Origin of the sequence: Rhodococcus xishaensis, from assembly GCF_004011825.1 — a bacterium.
Lineage (GTDB): Bacteria > Actinomycetota > Actinomycetes > Mycobacteriales > Mycobacteriaceae > Prescottella > Prescottella xishaensis.
In genome coordinates this window covers 493,659-513,570 of the sequence record NZ_RKLO01000003.1, presented here as the reverse complement: position 1 = coordinate 513,570, position 19,912 = coordinate 493,659, and the positions used below count along the sequence as shown (strand labels likewise).

At 66.0% G+C, this 19,912-nt stretch carries 23 protein-coding genes; all 23 read left to right on the top strand.

All coding sequences use genetic code 11. The annotated features are described in order from the left end of the window. Positions 1-231: 231 nt before the first annotated feature. The gene (locus tag EGT50_RS09835; protein WP_127953628.1) at positions 232-699 is read left to right on the top strand and encodes a hypothetical protein; all 468 of its coding nucleotides are present in this window, start codon (positions 232-234) and stop codon (positions 697-699) included. Further along, positions 686-1,768 (top strand): terminase, encoded by a 1,083-nt coding sequence (locus EGT50_RS09830; protein ID WP_127953625.1) that lies wholly within the window; start codon positions 686-688, stop codon positions 1,766-1,768. The genes EGT50_RS09835 and EGT50_RS09830 overlap by 14 nt, the downstream gene beginning before the upstream one ends. A gap of 61 nt (positions 1,769-1,829) precedes the next feature. Beyond that, a complete protein-coding gene (locus tag EGT50_RS09825) occupies positions 1,830-2,351 on the top strand; it encodes a phage terminase family protein (RefSeq protein WP_235870665.1) in 522 nt (173 codons plus the stop codon). A 16-nt stretch (positions 2,352-2,367) separates the two neighbouring features. Continuing rightward, complete coding sequence (locus EGT50_RS09820) at positions 2,368-3,786, top strand: phage portal protein (RefSeq protein WP_235870664.1); 1,419 nt, start codon at positions 2,368-2,370, stop codon at positions 3,784-3,786. Beyond that, positions 3,783-4,175: a hypothetical protein gene (locus tag EGT50_RS09815; RefSeq protein ID WP_127953618.1), complete on the top strand. Its 393-nt coding sequence runs from the start codon at positions 3,783-3,785 to the stop codon at positions 4,173-4,175. Before EGT50_RS09820 ends, EGT50_RS09815 begins: the two co-directional genes overlap by 4 nt. Next, positions 4,175-4,546 (top strand): hypothetical protein, encoded by a 372-nt coding sequence (locus EGT50_RS09810; RefSeq protein ID WP_127953614.1) that lies wholly within the window; start codon positions 4,175-4,177, stop codon positions 4,544-4,546. The genes EGT50_RS09815 and EGT50_RS09810 overlap by 1 nt, the downstream gene beginning before the upstream one ends. A 5-nt stretch (positions 4,547-4,551) precedes the next feature. Continuing rightward, complete coding sequence (locus EGT50_RS09805) at positions 4,552-4,734, top strand: hypothetical protein (RefSeq protein WP_127953611.1); 183 nt, start codon at positions 4,552-4,554, stop codon at positions 4,732-4,734. Between the two features lie 2 nt (positions 4,735-4,736). Beyond that, complete coding sequence (locus tag EGT50_RS09800; protein WP_127953608.1) at positions 4,737-5,048, top strand: HK97 gp10 family phage protein; 312 nt, start codon at positions 4,737-4,739, stop codon at positions 5,046-5,048. A 3-nt stretch (positions 5,049-5,051) separates the two neighbouring features. Further along, positions 5,052-5,510: a hypothetical protein gene (locus tag EGT50_RS09795; protein ID WP_235870663.1), complete on the top strand. Its 459-nt coding sequence runs from the start codon at positions 5,052-5,054 to the stop codon at positions 5,508-5,510. 109 nt (positions 5,511-5,619) lie between these two features. Beyond that, positions 5,620-6,180, top strand: coding sequence for a hypothetical protein (locus EGT50_RS09790; RefSeq protein ID WP_127953604.1), 561 nt, complete (start codon positions 5,620-5,622; stop codon positions 6,178-6,180). A 31-nt stretch (positions 6,181-6,211) separates the two neighbouring features. Beyond that, positions 6,212-6,667 carry a hypothetical protein gene (locus EGT50_RS09785; protein ID WP_127953601.1) on the top strand — a complete coding sequence of 152 codons (456 nt, stop codon included), beginning with the start codon at positions 6,212-6,214 and terminating at the stop codon, positions 6,665-6,667. Between the two features lie 65 nt (positions 6,668-6,732). After that, the gene (locus tag EGT50_RS09780; protein ID WP_127953597.1) at positions 6,733-7,086 is read left to right on the top strand and encodes a hypothetical protein; all 354 of its coding nucleotides are present in this window, start codon (positions 6,733-6,735) and stop codon (positions 7,084-7,086) included. Between the two features lie 83 nt (positions 7,087-7,169). Next, positions 7,170-11,477, top strand: a complete 4,308-nt coding sequence (locus EGT50_RS09775) for a phage tail tape measure protein (protein ID WP_127953594.1) — start codon at positions 7,170-7,172, stop codon at positions 11,475-11,477. A 2-nt stretch (positions 11,478-11,479) separates the two neighbouring features. Next, a complete protein-coding gene (locus EGT50_RS09770; RefSeq protein WP_127953591.1) occupies positions 11,480-12,448 on the top strand; it encodes a hypothetical protein in 969 nt (322 codons plus the stop codon). Positions 12,449-12,452: 4 nt separating this feature from the next. Beyond that, positions 12,453-14,159, top strand: coding sequence for a Gp37-like protein (locus tag EGT50_RS09765; RefSeq protein ID WP_127953588.1), 1,707 nt, complete (start codon positions 12,453-12,455; stop codon positions 14,157-14,159). A 22-nt stretch (positions 14,160-14,181) separates the two neighbouring features. Then, on the top strand, positions 14,182-14,790 hold the full coding sequence (locus EGT50_RS09760; protein WP_127953585.1) for a translation initiation factor IF-2 N-terminal domain-containing protein: 609 nt from the start codon (positions 14,182-14,184) through the stop codon (positions 14,788-14,790). After that, entirely contained in the window at positions 14,787-15,866 is a 1,080-nt protein-coding gene (locus EGT50_RS17010) for a glycine-rich domain-containing protein (protein ID WP_164873374.1), read from the top strand. The genes EGT50_RS09760 and EGT50_RS17010 overlap by 4 nt, the downstream gene beginning before the upstream one ends. A 3-nt stretch (positions 15,867-15,869) precedes the next feature. Beyond that, positions 15,870-16,634 carry a glycine-rich domain-containing protein gene (locus tag EGT50_RS09745; RefSeq protein WP_127953575.1) on the top strand — a complete coding sequence of 255 codons (765 nt, stop codon included), beginning with the start codon at positions 15,870-15,872 and terminating at the stop codon, positions 16,632-16,634. Positions 16,635-16,649: 15 nt separating this feature from the next. After that, positions 16,650-17,000 (top strand): hypothetical protein, encoded by a 351-nt coding sequence (locus EGT50_RS09740; RefSeq protein ID WP_127953572.1) that lies wholly within the window; start codon positions 16,650-16,652, stop codon positions 16,998-17,000. Between the two features lie 92 nt (positions 17,001-17,092). After that, complete coding sequence (locus tag EGT50_RS09735) at positions 17,093-17,767, top strand: M15 family metallopeptidase (protein ID WP_127953569.1); 675 nt, start codon at positions 17,093-17,095, stop codon at positions 17,765-17,767. Between the two features lies 1 nt (position 17,768). Then, on the top strand, positions 17,769-17,990 hold the full coding sequence (locus EGT50_RS09730) for a holin (protein WP_127953566.1): 222 nt from the start codon (positions 17,769-17,771) through the stop codon (positions 17,988-17,990). A 2-nt stretch (positions 17,991-17,992) separates the two neighbouring features. Beyond that, the gene (locus EGT50_RS09725; protein WP_127953563.1) at positions 17,993-18,325 is read left to right on the top strand and encodes a hypothetical protein; all 333 of its coding nucleotides are present in this window, start codon (positions 17,993-17,995) and stop codon (positions 18,323-18,325) included. A gap of 81 nt (positions 18,326-18,406) precedes the next feature. After that, complete coding sequence (locus EGT50_RS17005) at positions 18,407-19,912, top strand: hypothetical protein (RefSeq protein WP_164873373.1); 1,506 nt, start codon at positions 18,407-18,409, stop codon at positions 19,910-19,912.

Here is a 19,912-nt window from a genome sequence, read left to right as displayed (position 1 = left end):
ACTTGACCGCTAACCACGTGGTACCGATCGCTCGCGGAGGCGACCCGCGTGGTCCGCTCACTGTGGTCTGTCGGCCGTGCAACTCCCGTCAGGCCGACCGATTCTGACTCCCGCAGTTCGGGGAGGGCGGAAGACCGCGCGGAGGGTTCAGAACCTCCGAAGATCCACGCTGCCGGCGCATTGCCGAGGGCCTGTCTGCGGTGGCGTAACGCTGTTCGAGGAGTGATGGAAATGGCGCGTGGAGGTTCGCGCAATCGTTCCGGTCCGCAGGCTGACCCGAACTCGGGCCGATCGGATCTGCGGGGGCTGAGTTTCACCGATCTGCCAAGCGAGGGGTACGCCGGGAAGCCACCGGCGTGGCCGTTCCCGAAGGGCTCGACCCGGGAGCGCGCTGTGTGGCGGAAGGTGTGGACGTACCCGCAGGCCGCGCAGTGGATCAGGGAGCCGTGGCGGTGGGAGACGATCGCGATGTGGGTGCGGCGGAAGGTACTCGCCGAGATCCCTGAGGCGACAGCTGCCGATGTCACCGCGCTGCATCGCCTCGCTGACCAGATCGGTCTGACCCCGGCTGGTCTGCGGGAGAACGGTTGGCAGATCGCAGCCGACGAGGTCACGTCGAAGCGCGCGGAGAAGCCGGTGCAGCCTTCGAAGTCGGCTCCGGCACGTAGGCTTCGGGCGGTGTCCGATGGCGGCAGCTGATGGGTTCGTTGTCGATTTTCCCACCCTCGGAGACATCGGTGACGCCTGGGTTCGGCAGCATTGCCGTATCCCCGACGGCTACCGGCGCGGCGCGGAGTTCGTGTGGTCGGACTGGCAGTTCTGGTGTGCCGCTAAGTACTACCAAGTCCGCCCAGGTGTGCGGTGGCAGATCGGCGAGTCCGGTTCCCCGGAGCCATTGTTCAACCAGGCGTTCGTGTATCGGCGAGCGCAGATCGTGGCTCCGCAGAAGACGGGCAAAGGCCCGTGGGCTGCGTCGATGGCCTGCCTAGAGGCGGTGGGGCCCTCGCAGTTCTACGGTTGGGCCGACTCTGGTGACGGGTACGCGTGCTCGGACTGGAGTTGCGGCTGCGGTTGGGAATACGAGTATCAGCCGGGTGAGCCCATGGGGATGCGTCATGCGTCGCCGGTGATCCAGTTGACGGCGAACAACGAGGACCAGGTCGGCAACGTGTACCGGCCGCTGACGGCGATGATCAAGCTCGGTCCGCTGTCGGATCTGTTGTTCCCTCGCGAGGGGTTCATTCGCGTCGCCGGCGAAACCGGTGGTGACGATTTCGATCGGATCGACGCCGTCACCTCGAGTGCGCGAGGCCGTCTCGGTAACCCGATCTCGTGGGCGTTGCAGGACGAGTCGGGGCTGTACACCAAAGGGAACAAGATGGTGGCTGTCGCCGAAACGCAGCGCCGCGGTGCCGCAGGTATGAATGGACGCACGATCGAAACCACGAATGCGTGGGACCCTTCCGAGAACTCGACTGCACAGCGGACCTGGGAGTCGCAAGCCCCGGACATCTTCAAGTTCTTTCGGATTCCCCCGAAGGGCCTGTCGTGGGGCAGCAAGCGAGACCGGCGCAAGATCCTCGAGTACGTCTACGACGGATCCCCTTGGGTGAACCTCGATTCGATCGAGGCCGAGGCGACGGAGCTGAACGAGACCGATCCCGCGCAGGCCGAACGCTTCTTCGGAAACCGCCTGGTCTACGGGCGAGGTTCGTGGCTGCGGGATGGGTTGTGGGAGGACCGCTATGCCGCCGATCTGGCTTCCTAGCCCCGACCCGGGCACCAGAGTTTGCCTCGGGTTCGACGGGTCGGAGAACAACGACTGGACCGTGATTCGTGCCGAAACCCTGGACGGGCAACAGTTCACGCCCCGCTACGGGCCGGATCGACGGCCGACGATCTGGAACCCTGCCGAGTGGGGTGGCCAGATCCCGCGTGGGGAGGTAGACGCGGCCGTCGACGAGCTCTTCTCGACGTTCGCTGTCGCTCGCATGTACTGCGATCCGCAAGACTGGTACTCGGAAATCGGCGACTGGTCGCTCAGGCACGGCGACGAGCACGTGCTCGAGTGGCCCACGAACCGGATCGGATCGATGTACGACGCGATCAGACGATTCGAGATGGACCTGGCGACGGGCCGCATCAGCCAGGACGGCTGCCCGCTGACCGCAACGGCAATGGCGAACTGCCGGAAGGTCGCCAAGCCGGGACAGAAGTACATCCTCGGCAAGCCGGCCGATCACCAGAAGATCGACCCGGCGATGGCATCGATCCTCGCCCACGAGGCCGCTGCCGACGCCCGAGAGTCCGGCTGGATCGAAGACTCCGACACCCGCATGTTCTGCTTCTGAAAAGGAGGGGCACCTGTTGACTGCTCCACTGTTGCGTTCCGCCCTGTCCGACGACGAGCGGGACATGATCGCCCAGATGAGCGCGAAGCTGCGCCGGAGCGCCCCACTCGACAAGCTGAACGACGCCTATTTCGAGGGCGATCAGCGGCTCGAGCACATCGGCATCGCGGTCCCGCCCGAGTTGCAAGTATTCGAGACGGTGGTGAACTGGCCCCGCACCTACGTCACCGAGGTGGCACGGCGGCAGAAGCCGAAATCGATCATCATGCGCGGACAGTCGTCGAAGAAGAAGGCACTCGAGGCTGCCGCGGCGCTGCAGGAGGGGTTCGATGCGAACAACCTCACCTCGGAGATCCGGCTGCTGAACACCGAGAAGATGGTGTACGGGCGTTGCTTCATGACCGTGGGGGCCAACGAGGACGACGATGAGCATCCGCTGATGTCGGTGGAATCGCCCACCCAGATGTCGTGTCTGATCGACCAGCGCCGTCGGCGGATGGATGCCGCGTTCCGGCAGTACCACACCGAGGACGGGACCCGAGTCGGCACACTTTTTTTGCCGGACAAGACTGTTCAGGTCGTCGCGGGACGCAAGGGCTGGGAGGTCGACACAGTCGGGGGAGACAACGGCGTCGACGAGCACGGTCTCGGTCGGGTTCCGGTTGTGCTGTTCCTGAACCGTCGCCGCCTCGCCCGATGGGATGGCGTGTCCGAACTCAAGGACCTGATTCCGCTGACGGATGCGGCCGCCCGCGCGCTGACGAACCTACAGGTTGCGCTGGAAACCCATTCGGTGCCACAGAAGTGGGTTCTGGGCATGTCCCGGGGTGACTTCGTCGACAAGGACGGCAGCCCGATCCCCGTGTGGCAGTCCTACTACACAGCGATCTGGGCGAACCAGGCCTCACCGGACAAGGTGAAGGTCGGCCAGTTCACCCCCTCGGATCTGAAGAACTTCCACGACACCACGAACCACTATGCGACGCTCGCCTCGTCGGTGACCGGGCTGCCGTTCCGCTACTTCGGCCAGAACACCGCGAACCCGGCCGCCGAGGGTGCGATCCGCGCGGACGAGTCACGGCTGATCGAGAACGCCGAAGAGAAGAACGACGAGGTCGGGGTCGGGCTCGGCTGGGTGCTCGCCCTGTATGAGCGGGTGCGGACCGGGCAGTGGCCGGAGGCCGGCAAGGCCATCGCGTTCGAGTGGCGCGACCCGGCGACCCCGACGAAGGCCGAGGAGGCCGACGCGATCGTCAAACTCAACGGCAACACCCCGGTCCTCTCTCGAGAGGGCTCGTGGGATGAGCTCGGCTGGGACGAAGCTCGAAAGGACCGTGAGCGTAGGTACTTCGAGCAAGAGTCTGTAGATCCGATGCTCTCGTCTGCGGCCGAGGAGCTTCGCGAAGGCGTCGATCTGAAGGGAGACCAGGAATGAGCGCACTGTTGCCGCTTGTCGAGATCGACGACATCGAAGCGATCTCCGGGGAGACCTACAGCGTCGCGGAGACCGACCAGATCCAGCGGTTCATCGGCATCGCGCAAGCGAAACTGCGCAACAAGGTGCCGCGTCTGGACGAGCGCGTGGACTCGCAGGAGTTGTCGAAGGAACTGGTGGTCGGGACGGCCGCGTTCGCGGTCATTCGCGCCTTGGATACGTTCCGGACCGGGATCAGGGTACGGCGGCAGCAGTATCCGGAGGTCTCGACGGACTATGAGGCCGCGGCGAGCCCGTCCCTGGTCTACTTCACCGACGACGAGATCGACGAGTTGATCGATCGCACAGATGTGGCCTCGTCGGACGCGTTCACGATCAGGATCGGATGATGAAGCCGCTTCCAGAGGCGTGGACGCTGCTGGTCGAGAACGAAACGGTGCAAGACCCGTCGACCGGCAACTTGTTTCCCTCCCCTCCGACGGAGGTTCCGTGGACGGGACTGCTGCAGCAGCGTCAACTGTCACCGGCTTCGGCTGTCGGCAACACCGAGTTCACCGCGGGTCACGTCGTCAGCTCCTACGTACTGCTGCTCGATCCCGGCATCGAACCGTTGCCCACATCGAAGGATGCTTTCCGGGACGCCGACGGGGCGATCTACCGGATCCAGGGCCGACCCAGGCAGCGGCGCATGGCCAGTGGCTCTCGTCGTCCCGCCTATATCGCCGCAAACGTGCGGATGGTTTCCGACATGAAGGAGTAACCAACATGGCTAGGAAAGCCGGCCACGACAACGATGGCGTCGAGTACACCGAAGGCGGGCGCAACCATTGGGCTGCACGCGGATCCCGCGCCTACCAGAACCACAAGCAGGACAAGCCCACGGCAGGCAGGGCGGTCCCGGCGGGTGGTGGCATCGCCCGTGCGAAGACCGCCACCCTGAAGGACTGACCGTGCCGGCACGGGCACGGGTCTTCCGTGACATCGCTGCCCGTGAAGCCCGCCGTGCCTCCGCCAAGGCGCGACGGGAGATCGCCGAGCAGATCGCCGAGGGCGCGCGCGCCGCGGCCCTCGTCCACGCGGGTGACGACCGGGACGGGATCGCGGTCGAAGTGGACCATGATCGGGTGTTCGTCGTCGACGGCGACCCGGACGCAATGGTCAACGAATTCGGCACCAGCGAGACATCAGCCCACGCGGCCCTGACCGACGCTGCGCGTCAGTACGGTCGCTACGACGGGCGGCGATCGAAAGGCAGGAGATAGCGGATGACTTCGTCGATGACAACGTCGATCCCGTTCGCGCCGGGCGCTGTTCGGCAGTTCCTGCTGTCGAGACCGGAGTTCACCGATCTGGTTCCCGGCACATCGATCTCGACGCGGAACGTGCCGGACCCGATCAGCGGGCCTTACGTGACCCTCGCGGCTCCCGGCAATGTCGGTGTCGATCCGATGCTCCGTAAACCCCTCGTCCAGATCAACGCCTGGGCACCGAAGATCGAGATCCTGGGCGGCACAACCGATCCGGAAGAACTCGCCTGGGATATCGCGGCGATGGCGGGTCAACTCGTCGGCCGCGCCCGAGCGATCGAGTTCCGCGGGTCGGCTTGGTCGGGCCGGTGGGTGGACGGGCCGATCACGATGGTCGACACCCAGCGCGGTATTGACTTCCCCTTGTTCCGCGCGGTCGCTCGCGTGGAGTTGAAGATGCGCGCCCCCCGCCAATAGGAGCAGCGCGCCCCAGAATGTCCCACCCCGGGTGCCTGCCTGGCGTGCCCGGGGTGGGGCTCCCCATGCGCTCACTACTTTCGTGAGCCCAGATCAGGAGGAACTAATTGTGAGCACTCACGCAGATCCCAACAAGGCCTACGTCTGGCTCGACGGCGACGTCTACCGCGCGGCGGCCGGCACGGCGATGCCCGAGGACCCTTTCGCCATCGCACCGGTAACCGGCTCCGATCCTGTGGTCGCCTGGGATGCGTTCGGCGGCATCGAGGCCGGATTCGAGGTCAACCCCAGCCGTGATCTGAAGACATTGCCGGTGTGGAACCGGCGTGCGGCCCCGTACAAGGCGGTCAAGGGCACCCTCGAGGAGCGGATCAAGCTGCGCGCCACTGACTACTCGAAGGCCACCGTGCTGACCGCCCTGCAGGGCGGTGACATCGCCGAAACGGCCACCGGCGTCTTCCAGTGGAACCCGGGCGACGACGAGGACTTCGCAGCGATGTTCATCCTCCGTGACGACGAGGGCTCCGCAGGCTTCTACTGCAGCAGGGTCACCCTGACGACCCCGCCGCCGCGTGTTTTCGGCGGGGAATCTCTCGACGGCTTCGAGTTCGAACTCCTCGCCCTCGACAAGGTCATCCCGCTGACCAGCTTCGACCCCCTCGCCAACTAACCCGATCCGCATACGAACGGAGTAGCACCACATGCCAGGCACCCGAAAGACGGCGGCGAAGAAGGCCGCCCCGCGAAAGGCCGCCTCCCGCACGGCTCATCCGGCCCCGGATGCGCCTGCGGGGGGTCCGGCCGCCACCCCCGAGGCCGAGGCCAACCGATTCGACCTACTGTCCGTGCTCGATACCGAGAGTCTCGAGCCGATCCAGGCGACCTTCCGCGGGATCGACGTCGATATCCGGCGCTCGTTCACCGGCGAGGAGGCGGTCCGCTTCATGGCGCACGTCGCTGCGACCCGGTTGGACGCCGCTCTCGAGATCATCGTCGGTGAAGTCGCTTCGGAGTTGTTGCAGGCCTTGGCCGAACTCTCGGTCACCCACTGCTCTGCGCTGCTCAACAAGGTGTTCGAAATGAGCGGTCTCACCGAGGGGGAAATTGTCGCGCCCTTGCCTGCCTCCTACACCGGGATGGCTGGGGCGCAGCCCTGACCGGCTTCCGCCGGTACTACCAGCTGGACTTGCGCGTCGCGCTACGGGAACTTCCCTGGCGCGATGTGGCGCAGCTCGCCGCAGGGGTAGTCGAGTACGACGCACGCGATGTTCGGGGTGCCGAGAACCTGGCCATGCTGGTCGATCGTGACGACTACTGGCTCGGCTCCGAGTACCGGCAGTGGACTACGGACCCGGACGACCCCGAGGTCAAGGCCGCGCGGGCACGGTGGAAGGCGTCCGGCCGCAAGCCGCCGCCCCACCCACTGCTCGCACCCGTTGCGCTCCGTCCGCCCCAGACGCACGCGAAGCTGGTCGAGAAGTACCTCGCCGATGTCGCCAAGCATTCCACCCCACCCTCACTGCAGGCGGGGCTGAGCCCCTCGCGCAAGCTCGCCGCACTTCTCGGCCGGGACTGATCGGTCGTTCGCCCGAACCGAGACCGACCGTCCGACCGCACGCCCTCACCGCTCCTTGCGGCACACACACCTTGGAGGCCCTGATGGCCGGTGGCCAGATTGACATCGAGGTCGTCCCCGACACTCGCCGCTTCTTGTCGACGATGGAAGGCGGCCTGCGCGGTGCCGTGGACAAGGCCGCGCAGCTAGGTGACGCCTTCGGTGTCGAATTCAGCGTCGCCGCCGGCGCGAAGGCCGTAATCGATATCGGCAACGAGTTCACCAACAGCATGAACTCGATGCAGGCCGTCTCCGGCGCGACGGCCGAGGAGTTGGCCCGGGCTTCCAAGCTGAGCAAGGAACTCGGCAAGGACATCCAGCTGCCTGGAGTGTCCGCCAAGGGGGCGGCCGACGCCATGACCGCCCTGGTCAAGGCGGGGTTCACGGTCGACGAGGCGATGTCCGCTGCCAAGGGGACGCTGCAGCTGGCCACGGCCGCTCAGATCGATGCCGCCGACGCCGCGCAGTACCAGTCCGCCGCACTGCAGGCGTTTGGCCTGGATGCTGGGAACGCCGCAGAGGTGTCCGACATCCTTGCTAGCGCGGCGAACTCCAGCTCGGCTTCGATTCCTGATGTGGCAGAAGCGCTTCAGCAGGTAGGTACCGTAGCGAACCAGTTCGGCGTGGACGTCGCCGACACCACCACGGCGTTGGCCATGTTCGCCAACGCGGGCATCGTCGGTTCCGACTCCGGAGCCCTGCTCGAGAGCGCCCTGCTCGCGCTCGCCGACCAGGGCAAGCCGGCCAAGGCGGCGATCGAAGAACTCGGTCTGACGGTCTACGACGCCGAAGAGAAATTCGTCGGCCTGCCCTCGCTGTTCGCGCAGCTCGAGACAGCTTCCAAGAGAATGTCTCCGGAGATGTATCAGGCCGCCGCGGCGACCTTGTTCGGCTCCGAGGCCATGCTCCTGGCCGAGTTGGCTGCCGAGCAAGCCCTATCCGGGTTTGACGCCATGTCGACCGCAATCGACAAGGAAGGCACCGCTGCCGAGGTGGCAGCCGCCAGGTGGCAGGGTCTGCCGGGCGCCATGGAAGCGGTCTCCAACTCCGCCGAAACTCTCGGGCTCGAGATCTACCAACTCGTCGACGGCCCGCTCGAGTTCTTCGCCCGCGGTGCTGCGGAGGTAATCTCCGGTGTGAGTGAGGTCGTCGACCTCTTCCAGGATCTACCCGCCCCGGTCCAGATCGCGACCGCCGCACTGGTCGCCCTCCGGGTGACCGGATTCAGTTCCGCGCTCACTACATCGATCTCCAGTGCCGGCGGGGCATTTCAGCGGCTCGGCCAACAGATGGCCGTTCAGTCGACCCTGGCTGCCGCGAGTGGTCAGTCGATCTCCCGACTCGGGGCCTCTGTCGCCGTGCTCGAGGCGCGCTCACCGGCGATCGGTCAAATGGGCTCGGCCTTCCGCACCACGTCCGATCGGATGAAGGCCTTTGCCGCCAACCAGCGGAGCCTCGCCACCACATCCAGTGGCCTTGTTGCGCCCCTGCGGAACGCCACCTCGAGCGCGGCCAACTTCGGCGCGGTCGCCGGTGGCACGGCCGCCGCAGGCATCTCCGGGATGAAGCTCGCAGCCGGTGGTCTACTGACCGCGCTCGGCGGGCCCTGGATGATCGGCATCGCAGCCGCCGCGGTTGCGGTGACCAGCATCATAGGTGCCGCTAACTCCGTCAAGGAGGCCGAGGAGGCCGCGCGAAAGACGGCTCTCGAATTCGCTGCCGCGCAACGTGATGTCGGTGCTGCCTTCCAGGAATCCGGGGGCCAGATCGACGGCGACGTGATGACCGCCCAGGTCGCCGCCCTCGACGTGGCTCTCAACGGCCTGAAATCGACCGCCGAGAACGCCCCCTCATGGTGGGACGAGCAGTGGGCTTTCCGCTGGGACAAAGAGGAGGTCCGGAACGCGCGCGAGATGGGCGAGGCGGCCGAGCGCACCTCGACGGCGCTCGAGCATCTCAAGGTCGACTCCGAGGTGCTCGCCGAGGCTGTGGCCGGTTCGGACGCCGAGTTCGCCAAGTTCCTGGAAACTCTGGAAACCGCCCCCGAGGGCGGGGAAGACGCCATCGCCTTCGCCAGGGAGCAGCGTGAAGAATTCGATCGGATGCGGGAGTCGGCGAAGAACCTGACGCCCGGCATCTTTGACATCGTCGAGTCCATCGAAACCCTGGCCGACTCCTCTTCCAACGCGGAGTCGAAGGCTTCGGCCCTGCTGACCGTGCTCGACACGATCGCCGGCCGCGACGTCTCGCTCGCCGAGGCGGTGGCCGACTACGAGGAGAAGATCGACGAGCTGTCCGAGGTCCCCACAGAGGAGAACCCGATCAACCAGTCTCTGGGTTACGGCACGGAGGGCCCGAACTCGCTGGTCGTAGGTGACAACAACGCCCTCAACCTGGACCTCGAGAACGGTCGCAGGTTGCAGGAGGACCTCCTCGCTCTACGTGAGGCGATGGTTACCGCGGCCCTCAAGGGCGAGGACATTGACCGGCTGTTCGCGAAGAACGAGGAAGCATTCGCGGCACGAGCCCTTACGTACGGCGTCGATACAGGTCAGGTCCGCGAGTGGGCTACCGGGCTCGGGTTCGACAAAGAGGCGATCAAGCTCCATGTCGCGCTCGAAGGCGGCGACAAGGTGGCCCAGGATCTGGTCGCGGTAAAGAACGCGTTCGATTCCCAGCCTGGAAAGAAAGAGATCGAGGTCCTCGCCATCGACGAGCAGGCCGAGAACATGCTCCGCGCAGTCGGCTTCGAGGTGGAAGACATCCCCGACAGCAAGGATGTGAAGATCACTGCCGACAACAGCCTGTCGATGGCCAGCATGGATGCCGTGCTGGCCCGGATCACAGAACTCGACCTCCAGGACGCGACACCGGAGATCTCGGCGGACGACACCAAGTTTCGGCTGACGAACCAGGAAGCCATCGACGCACTCAAGAGCATCGACGAATCCAAGATCACCCCGGAGATCGAACTGATCCTTAACAAGCTGAAAGAAGGCACGGAGGTCAGCCTCAAGGAGCTGCAGGAGATCGACGAAGCCAAGGTCCACCCTGACGTCAAGGTTGCCATCCAGGATGCCCTCGGCGATGCCGAGCTGCTCAGCGAGAAGCTTGACAAGGCTGCCGAACAGAGGACCGCGGAAGTCAAGGTCGTGGTTACCGGCGACACGAACGGCTCCGGCGACACGAACGGCTCCGGCGACAGCCGATCCAGCGGGAGCACCGTCGGGAGGGACGGCAGGGGGTATGTACCCGGCGGCAAGGCCGCGGGCGGCAGGTTGCCGACGACCGGGCCGGGGACGGCCACCGTCGACGGCATCCTGGGTGTCGCCGCGAGCGGCATGCCCATCGCCCGCGTCGATGCCGGGGAGTGGATCATCAATCGCGGCTCCTCGGAGCGCTACGACCGGGAGCTCGCCGCGATCAACGCGGGCACGTTCCCGAAGCTTCCGGGCTACGCCGAGGGCGGCCGGGTCAACCGCACCCAGTCGTTCCCGGGTGCGGAATCGGACCGGGAATGCCCGTTCTGCTGCGATGGCGACCGGTCATGCGATTGCTCAGGGTCTGCCTCTGCCGCGAACGCGATGCCCCAGGGGCAAGCGAAGAGGGATCTCACCGAGTCCCAGGCAAAGTTCGACAAGAGCAAGCCAGAGAGTCCGGCGCCGCAGGCCCCCAGTCTCACAATGAGTTACACCGAAGAGGAACTCGATCAGCGCAAGCTCGAACGTGCGGTAGAGAGGGCGAACCTGCGCCGCAACGAGGTGTATGCAGATCCCGAGTCGACCCAGCTCGATCGAGACGATGCCGACGATGCGCTGCAGATCGCTCACAACAACCTGACCGAGCCGAGGGGTAAGGGTTCGTCCGACTCGATGTTCACGGCGGCTGATCCGGTGGACCTCGTGGGAAACGTGGCGAAGTCGTTCGTCACCGGCTACCTCGATGACACCCTCGGTGTCATCGGGCTGGACTCGGGGCTCGGCGCGGTCGGCGCCGCCATCACCAGCGGTGCCAGTCTGGCCCGGTACATGCAGGAGCAGCAGCAGAAGCCGGCCACGCCGGGCAGCCCCTTCCAGCCTGGGATGGCGGCACAGCACCCCTTTGGTGACGTCGAACAGGTCTGGGCGGCAGCTAAAGAGGCGGACTACCGGCGGGTGATGGCCGGCAGCGGTTCAGGCCCCGGTGGCGCCTCGGCCTGGCCAGCCTTCGACGAGCTCGCCGAAGAGGTTCGCCGGCTCGCCTCACGCCCGAGTGCCACCTACGTGTTCCACACCCGGGACGTCGAAGAGAACGAGCGCCGCGTGCGCCAGATCAACAACCTGAATGCACTCGGTGCGGGATCGAGGTTCTGACAGTGGCGGACACCAATGGCGCGAAGGTCGAGATCTTCGGGGCCGACGGCAGCTACTTCTGCATTTCTGGTGAAGGGCAGGGCGAGGAGGGTGTCCTGCTCGGCACCGACATGCAGGGCTTCTACGACGCGCCGACGAAGGTGATTATCAAAGAGGGTGCGTTCCAGATCGGAGGGAGCCTGCAGGGCACGAAACACCCGGTGCGCAGTGTGCAGTTCGGGTTGCACGTGTTCGGGGAGAAGACCAGCCCGTGGGAGGTTCGGGACTCGGCGATCCGCAAAGCGTTCAGCTACCAACGCGACCCATGGAATGCGGCCGCCGAGCTGGCGAAGATGCAGATCACGACGGAGCTGTCCGGGTCACGGAGCCTGCGGCTGATCCTCGGCGAATCCATCGGATTCCAACCGGAATTCGACCCGATCTCTGAAGGCAACGGGCTCATCCCGATGTCCACGGTCGCACTCGACCCGATGTGGTTCGAGGACGACTTTCTCGGCAATGAACAGTTCCCGTCGCATTGGGAGTTGACCTCGGGCACTTCGGGTGAGGGCAAGGTGTGGATTTCGAATCCCACCGATCAGCCGATGATGCACACCTGGGTTGTCAACGGTCCCGCGGGCGCCGTCTTCGGTCTTCCGGATTTCTCTTGGACCGGTCCGGAGTACGCGCGTGTTCCCGGCGTCGATTTCGCTACCGGCCGCGATGATTCCGAACGCATCTACACCCTGCCCGCACTCGTCCCGGAAGACGGCGGCGGTGCCACGGTCGAGGTGGACCGGATGAAACTTCCTGTTCGTGCGTTCGCGGACACGAACATGGTGGGCCGCACCAACGGTAGACGACTGCTGTACAAGGTGCCGCCGTACACGCCGCCCACCGAGGTACCCGTCTACGTCACCAACGCGGCACCCGGTGCCGGTGTCCTGCTTCGTCAACCGCGACGGTGGTCGCGGCCATGGGGATTGGAGTAAACGCATGACGACACCCGTCCTCGAGGGTGACACCCTCCTCGAACGGTGCGAGGCCATCTGGCAGGAGACCCGCGAACACGAGAAACGCGAGGCCCTGCGCCGCCTCGAGCCGCCCCTGACTCGTCTGTGGGACGGCGAAGGGAACTGGCAGGGCGAGGTCGCCGCCGAATACCTAGGCCGGTTCGAGTGGGTCAGTAACGACACCGGCTCGGGCCTGCTCGAGATCCCGTTCGACCACTACACCGCACGGTGGATCTGGGACGAGCAGGGACGCATGGATCGCGGCGAGAAGCGCACCGTCCTCGTCACCGTCGATAAGGACGGCGCCCGCTGGTCCGGACTGATGGAGGACGCCTCGGTCGAGAAACGCGAGGACGGCACGGTCGTGCTGGTGGTGCGGTTTCTCCATGACTACGAGTTCGTCAAGTGGTACACGGTCTGGTCCAATCCGTTCCTTCCTGCCGCGCTGCAGTTTCCGCGGATCTTCATGCTTGCCGGCGGTGCCCGGTGGGCGCTGCTGCTGACTTTGTTCCTGCAGGTCATGCGGGAGCAAACGTCCCTGTGGTCGCTGCCCGACGATCCCCTCGATCCGGCGTCGTGGACCTCGGGACTGGACATGTCGAACTGGTCGGTCGTCGTCGCCCCGCACAGCTTCATGTCCGATCTCGAGGACGGGATTCTGTGGGGGTTTGTCGCCTCCCGGTGGCAGAACTGGCACGACGTCGCCAAACCCATCCTCGAAGACGCCGAACTGTCCGTGGTGTGCCGCAGGTGGCTCGACGGCGACGACCCCCCGTGGGAGGGCGCGAACCTGCGTAACGGCTGTCTGGTCATCGACATCGTCGATAAGTCGGGCTACTACACGGGTACCGCGAAGGGGGGCACCCTGTGGGACGGCCTGGCCCGGACGATCGCGAACTTCACCGACGGTGGCCCCGACGGTCACGACCACATCGACACGGTCGAATCGCCGATCGACGACACCGACATGCCGTCGGACTATTCGGTACCCGGCAAGAAGAGCACCGACAAGCGCGCCCCCTACGTCTTCTTCCCGGAGGGTGAGGAAACCGGGGTGCAGACAGCGAGATTCACTCGTATCCAGGGCAAGGGCGTCCAGGTCAACTGCGGTGGACACTCGATGCCCGGGGTGAACGAGGCGATTCGCGCCACGATCCAGATGGTCGGTGACCTGTCGGCGATGGTCCCCCTCGTACCCCCGCTCGGCGGGGTCGCCGACGCGGTCATCTCACCGATGTTCATGGACACCGTCGGCGCCTGGGTCTCGGCCAAGAGCGCCCGGCGAGCACAGGAATCGGGGTGGATCCGATACTTCGAGTCCTTCCAGGACGGCGCAGACCGCGCATACACGCTCAGCTCGCTCATGGTGCTGCGGGCCGGCTTCTGGGCCACACGACCCCGGTTCACGCACGAACTCTCGATCGCGGACGCCAGTCCTTGGCTCGTTGGCGACCAGGGTCTTGGCCACTTCTTCCTCGACGACCGCATCAGTGCGCAGGCGCCCGGTGATTGGACTGGAACGGTGCACGTCGACCGCGTGAGATCGCTGACGCTCGCGTGGGACCGCGACAGCCCGGCCGAGTGGATGCCGATCATCGGCGACAGCTCCGCACTGAAAGACCCCGCCCAGCGCGCCATGGAGAAGCTCGAGGGCGTGCTCGCGTCCATCCACGCCCTCGGTGTGTTCTGACCTCCCAAAGGAGAACCTGCACATGGCCCTACGTGAGGGGGAGTTTCCCACCTCGGAGAACTGCGATATCACCGTCCCCGAAGAGGCGTGGCTCCCGGCGTTGATGGCCATCCCCGGCATCAAGGGTGCGCCGATGCCGTTTCCGGTCGAATACCTCAAGGTCCTGTCGAAGCGCTTGTACGAGTACGGCGGGCCGCCGAATGTCGAGGTACGGACGACGTGGTACCACCCACCGCGGTCCGGTGACCTGTCCCCGATGTTCGCCGCAGGGGAGTGGAAGGACCACCCGCCGGACCCGAACGAGGCACAGGGGATCGACCTCAAGTCTCTGTCGAAAGTGATGCAGGACGAGGTGCGGCGTCAGGCACTCGAACTCGACGGAGAATCGACGCCACCTAGGGAACCGGCACCGGCGACGGTGACCGAGCCACCGAAGTGGCCCGAGAAGATCCGTGTCCATTTCCTCGCGAAGAAGGTCGGTCACACCAGCAGTGAGGTACTCGCCATCTGCCGTGAGATGGGCGTCCCCGCCAAGTCGGCGCAGTCGTCCATCCCCGGAAGTCGGTGTGCGGCCATCCGCGACCAACTGCGCATCAAGGCCGCGCTCGCACGCCGAGGAGGTGCATCGTGACCGCACCCGACGGCGGGTCCCATGACGACGCGCTGGCCCCCGGCGGCTTCGCGGCCTGGCAGGCGATGACCGAGGACGACGTTCGCGCGAAACAACGCGAACTGTTGGACGGATACATCGGTGCCCAGGACAACTTGATGGGGCAAGGCGGGATCCTGCGCGGCTTCGAGAACATCCGCGCAGCCATCGAGAACCTTGTCTCCAGCGACTACGTCGGAGACCTGTCGATCATCAGGGACCACTCCGGCCGTGTCGAGAATATGGAGGCGCTGATCGACCAGATGATCCTGCAAGGCAACGCCACCAAGTATGAGGGCAATAACGAGTTCACCCCCTCGCCCGGGGTGGTCTCCCTCGAGCTGATCCTCATCGGTGGGGGCGGAGGCGGCGGGGCGGGAAAGGGGGCCACACTTGGGCCCGGCCGTGTCGGCGGTGGTGGCGGCGGTGGCGGCGGTGAGGTGCACGCCACGATCCCCGCCGTGCTGCTCGAAAAGAACGCCGATGGTGTGTACGACCCGATCCGCGTGGAAATAGGTGTGGGAGGCGAGGGCGGCCAGTCCGCAGGAGACCACGGCCACGGCGGCGGCGACACCGTGTTCGGGGACTACTTGACCGCAGGCGGCGGTGGCGGCGGTATCGGCGGAAGCACAAGCATCTTGCCCGCGGGCGGTGATTCCGGGGCGGGCATGATCCCCGGCGGCGTCGGCGGATACGGTGCGGTGTACGGAGAGGGACCCGCGTTCCCGGGCGGCCACTCGACCAGCCCATATGCTCTCTACGGCGGGGGTGGCGGGGGCGGCGGCGGCGCGACCGACGACCCGGGCAACAACGTTCCCCAGTCCGGCGGTATCGGCGGTATCTCCGCCGGCGGCGCCGGAGGTGGCGGGGACGGCGCGAAACCGAACAAAATCATCGCCACCGGTGGCGGCGGAGGAGGGGGCGGCACCTACTCGGCGCGCGGCGGTCACGGGGGATTCCCGGCCGGGGCGGGCGGCGGTGGCGGCACCCACAGCTCCTACGTGCGCGGTGGCAATGGGGCCAACGGCCTGGTGTTTGTCATCGAGAGGATGGCCTAACCCATGGGCCGGTCGAACCTGGTGGTATTCACCGCATCTGACACCTGGTACAAACCCCCACGCTTGTATGCGATCGATGTCGTGGTGCGCGGCGCCGGTGGTGGCGGAGCCTCCGGTGGTGGTGGGGATTGGGAGCGAGGCGGCCCCGGCGGCGGTGGCGGCGGGGCTGTGCGCGGTCCGCGAATGGTGGCGTCGCAGCTGCCGGATTCGGTACCGGTCACCGTCGGTGCCGGCGGTGACCCTAGTCCAACTCCCCCGGAACAGGATGGGTATTGGTACCGAGGCCAGGACGGTGGACCGTCCACCTTCGGAGACTTCGTGACCGCGGCGGGTGGTCGCGGCGGCGGGCTCGCCTTCGACGACGTGGCTGTGCCAGGCCGCGGCGGCCTCGGCGGGTTCTCCGTGATGCGCGGCGGAGCAGGCGGCGATGCCACCTCGGAGGGTGTCGGGAATCCCGGTGTGGCCACTTCCTCAGGCGTCGTCGACGTCATGGCCGGTGGCGGCGGAGGCGGCGGGGGCGGCACGAACGTCTCCGGCGCGGGAGGCCGGTCGGGGTTTGCGAGCAGCGGCCACCCAGTGTGGTGGGAAGTATCCCAGTCCGGAGCCGGAGGCGGCGGCGGTAAGACACGACAATCTCCGCAAGCAGGAGGATTCCCCGCCGGCGGCGGTGGAGGCGGCGGTGGCGGAGCGGGCACCGGTTCGGTGTACGGCGCGGGCGCAGCAGGCGCCAGTGGCGCAGTCACGATCATCGAATACCTACACGACTGAGAGGAAGTTCCGACTATGCCCACTGCCACGCTCGTGGTTGTAGAAGTGCCCGGCTTCGCGGGCCCGGCACAGTGCTACAAGCTGTCGGCGCCACTGAGGGACCGGACACAGAACCGGTCACACGACTACGTAACCGTGTTCACCACCAACGGTTTCGGTGCCCCCGAGACGATCATCGTCCCCGCCCGCCCATCCGGAGCCGCAGTGGTGATGAATCGACTGGCCGGGTCCATGGTCGGCATCGCAGATCCCGCAGGAGCGCTCTGGGCGGCGGGAGGATTCGAGCACGGGCAGCCGTACGAGGTCGTCACTGCCGAACCCGAACCAGAACCAGAAGCAGAGTTCGAACCAGAACCGGACGCCTGAACCGTTCACAACCCTTAGGCGACAGGGGCATCACCGTGCAGGAAATCAACCACCTCGGCATCGCGAATGCAACGAGCTAGAGAGGCCGGACAATGAGCTTCCGAACCGCCTACGGTAACGACTACTCCGAGAACGGGTGGCGCATGGTCGACCGCGACATGTGTGTGGTCGCGAACGTGCTGCCGTACACAAACACCGCACCAGTGCGGGTCGGCGATGCTGCGACGATCCTCAACGCGTGGCTGTTGTGGTACCACCACAACGTCGAGCTACTGTCATCTCCGGTGTGGGGCTGGTCAGCGACGAACGATGTGCGTACCTCAAATCACCTGTCCGGCACCGCTCTCGACATCAACGCGCCGCGGTACCCGTGGGGTCTGCGGACCATGCCCGCGGCCCGCATCGCGAAGGTCCGCGAAGGCCTTCGGCTGTTCGAGGGGTCCATCTTCTGGGGCCGGGATTGGAACAGGCCGGATGAGATGCACTACCAGATCGGCTGGCGTGAAGGCGATCCCCGGGTCGCCGAGTTCGCCGCGAAGTTGAACAACAACCACCTCGGGATCTACGGGCCCGCACCGGCGCCCGCTCCCGCCCCGACTCTTGGAGAATCCGTGACCCCCGAGCAGTACCACGAGATAGACCGCAAGCTCGACCTGATCCTTGACCAGCTCGGCCCGTGGCCGCAGCTCGGGAAAAACGGCAAGGGCGAGAACCTGACGCTCGTCGACGCCGTATCGGCGATCAAGAATTTCCAGGAGGGCAACTGACATGTGGACCATCACCTTCTGGAGCGACGCCGCTGAGCGCGCCATCAAAACCGCCGTTCAAGCGTTCGCCGCGCTGCTCGTTGTCGGCACCACCGTCTTAGACCTGGACTGGGGCAACGCCCTCGCTGTCGTGGGCACCGCGGCGTTGGCATCGTTGCTGTCCTCGCTGGCGTCGGGCGGTGTCGGTGACCGTGAGACGGCTTCCCTGCTTCGCCGGGGGTAGGTGTGTCGACGCTGGTGCAGCTCGTGCTGGCCATGCTGACCGGCGGTGCATTCTCGACGATCGTGCACGCGGTGATGAATCGTCGCCGATCGAACGCCGAGGCCGCACAGATCATCGCCGAAGCCGCGGCGTCACTCGTCGGCCCGCTCAACGAACGACTAGGCCAGCACGAGCAACGTATTCAGGTTCTCGAAGCTGAGAACGCCCACAAAACAACGCTCTTGGATGAAGCGATCGGTTTCATTCGCGACCTGCTGGCCTGGGCAGGCCGTCTCCTCCCAGGTGAGAGAACGCCCGATATCCCCGACACGCTGCGAGATGAGTTGCAGCTATGACCGAACCACTGGTTTTCGTATCGAGACTGCGATGGATCCCGTTCGACGACCACGGCTTGTACAAGAAAGACGGAGGCCAACATGACTGATGTTGTCGGTGATCTCTTCGACATCGCCGGACGGCGCGGCAACGGAACGGCGACCGTCAGATCGACGGCGATCCGGCCGTCGGTGGATCGCACCGGCACGGTGACCCCGGTCGAGCACCGCTTCGACATCGTCGACGGGGTGCTGTCCATGCCGGGCTTGGAGCCGGGGCCAGCGAAGTTGCGGATTCAGTTGGGCTCCTGGGTATTCCGACAAGATGTGAACATCCCCGAGTCTGACGATGCCGTGGATGTGATCGATCTTGTAGAACAGGTTACGGAGCTTCCGGAACCGCTTGTGTCGAAGGCGTGGGCGGCTGCGACCGCGGCGGAGTCGAGTGCGTCGCAGGCCGAGTCAGCTCGCGGCGCGGCCGAGACCGCCAAGGTGAAGGCGGAGACCGCGAAGACGGATGCGCAGTCTGCCCGCCAGGTTGCGAGCGCCGCCGAGGCTGGAGCGGAAACCGCGAGGGCGGGAGCCGAAGCATCCCAGACCGCTGCCGCAGACTCCGCAACAGCGGCAGCGTCGAGCGCATCGGCGGCGAGCACGAAGGCTGACGACGCGGCGAACTCTGCCACGACCGCCCAGGACGCCAAGGCCGCCCTGGAGGCTGCCCGCGACGCCGCGTCAGCATCGGCTTCCCAGGCCGCGTCGAGTGCGGATCGTGCCCAGGCGTCCGAGGCGCTGGTGCAGAGCGTGGTCGAGGAGGGGGCCGCCGTGGTGCGCGCCGAGGTGGAGGCGCACGCGGACGCGGCGCAAGCGCACGCGGACGCGGCGCAGGCGTCGTCGGAGGTGGCGGCGGATGAGCGCGCGGCGGCAGAGCAGGCGGCGGACGATGCGGCTGAGTCGGCACGACAGGCGGCGGAAGTTATCCCGGCAGCCACGGCGAGCACGCTCGGGAAGATCAAGTTGGCCGGGGACCTGAGCGGAACCGCGGATGCGCCCACGATCCCGGCAGTGCGGTCGGCGACTCCGGACGCCACGGCTGGGGCGCTTGCGAAGCGTGACGATGTCGGTGCCTTGTCGGTGGGCGCTCCGACCGCGACCGGACACGCGACCACCAAGGAGTACGTGGACGAACGGGTCGACACCCGGCTCACCGAGGCTCAGGTGGATGCCCGCGTGGATCTCGGGATTGCCGATCTGGTCGGCCAGGCGCCAGAGGCTTTGGACACCGTCTACGAGCTGGCGGATGCTCTTACCGATAACGCCGACACTGTCGGCGAGCTCACGAGCTTGATCGGAACCAAGGTCGCCTCTACGTCCAATACGAACCAGGTCTACACCACTGGTGACACAGGCTCGGACACGACTGTGTCCTACACCGATGGGAACACCGCGAACACGATCATGTACCGCGACAACAACGGGCGAGTCAAAGTCGCCGACCCGAACAACAACAGCCACGCGGCGACCAAAAGGTACGTCGACGACAAGATCGTGCTTACTACTTCGCTGCCGTCGAGCCCGTCGACGAACGTCCTCTACTGCATCCCGGACTGA

Bases quoted from the DNA above. Each gene is read 5' to 3' on its own strand.
- EGT50_RS09835 (WP_127953628.1), top strand. From the start codon at position 232: ATGGCGCGTGGAGGTTCGCGCAATCGTTCCGGTCCGCAGGCTGACCCG.
- EGT50_RS09830 (WP_127953625.1), top strand. From the start codon at position 686: ATGGCGGCAGCTGATGGGTTCGTTGTCGATTTTCCCACCCTCGGAGAC.
- EGT50_RS09815 (WP_127953618.1), top strand. From the start codon at position 3,783: ATGAGCGCACTGTTGCCGCTTGTCGAGATCGACGACATCGAAGCGATC.
- EGT50_RS09810 (WP_127953614.1), top strand. From the start codon at position 4,175: ATGAAGCCGCTTCCAGAGGCGTGGACGCTGCTGGTCGAGAACGAAACG.
- EGT50_RS09805 (WP_127953611.1), top strand. From the start codon at position 4,552: ATGGCTAGGAAAGCCGGCCACGACAACGATGGCGTCGAGTACACCGAA.
- EGT50_RS09795 (WP_235870663.1), top strand. From the start codon at position 5,052: ATGACTTCGTCGATGACAACGTCGATCCCGTTCGCGCCGGGCGCTGTT.
- EGT50_RS09785 (WP_127953601.1), top strand. From the start codon at position 6,212: ATGCCAGGCACCCGAAAGACGGCGGCGAAGAAGGCCGCCCCGCGAAAG.
- EGT50_RS09775 (WP_127953594.1), top strand. From the start codon at position 7,170: ATGGCCGGTGGCCAGATTGACATCGAGGTCGTCCCCGACACTCGCCGC.
- EGT50_RS09765 (WP_127953588.1), top strand. From the start codon at position 12,453: ATGACGACACCCGTCCTCGAGGGTGACACCCTCCTCGAACGGTGCGAG.
- EGT50_RS09760 (WP_127953585.1), top strand. From the start codon at position 14,182: ATGGCCCTACGTGAGGGGGAGTTTCCCACCTCGGAGAACTGCGATATC.
- EGT50_RS09745 (WP_127953575.1), top strand. From the start codon at position 15,870: ATGGGCCGGTCGAACCTGGTGGTATTCACCGCATCTGACACCTGGTAC.
- EGT50_RS09740 (WP_127953572.1), top strand. From the start codon at position 16,650: ATGCCCACTGCCACGCTCGTGGTTGTAGAAGTGCCCGGCTTCGCGGGC.
- EGT50_RS09735 (WP_127953569.1), top strand. From the start codon at position 17,093: ATGAGCTTCCGAACCGCCTACGGTAACGACTACTCCGAGAACGGGTGG.
- EGT50_RS09730 (WP_127953566.1), top strand. From the start codon at position 17,769: ATGTGGACCATCACCTTCTGGAGCGACGCCGCTGAGCGCGCCATCAAA.
- EGT50_RS17005 (WP_164873373.1), top strand. From the start codon at position 18,407: ATGACTGATGTTGTCGGTGATCTCTTCGACATCGCCGGACGGCGCGGC.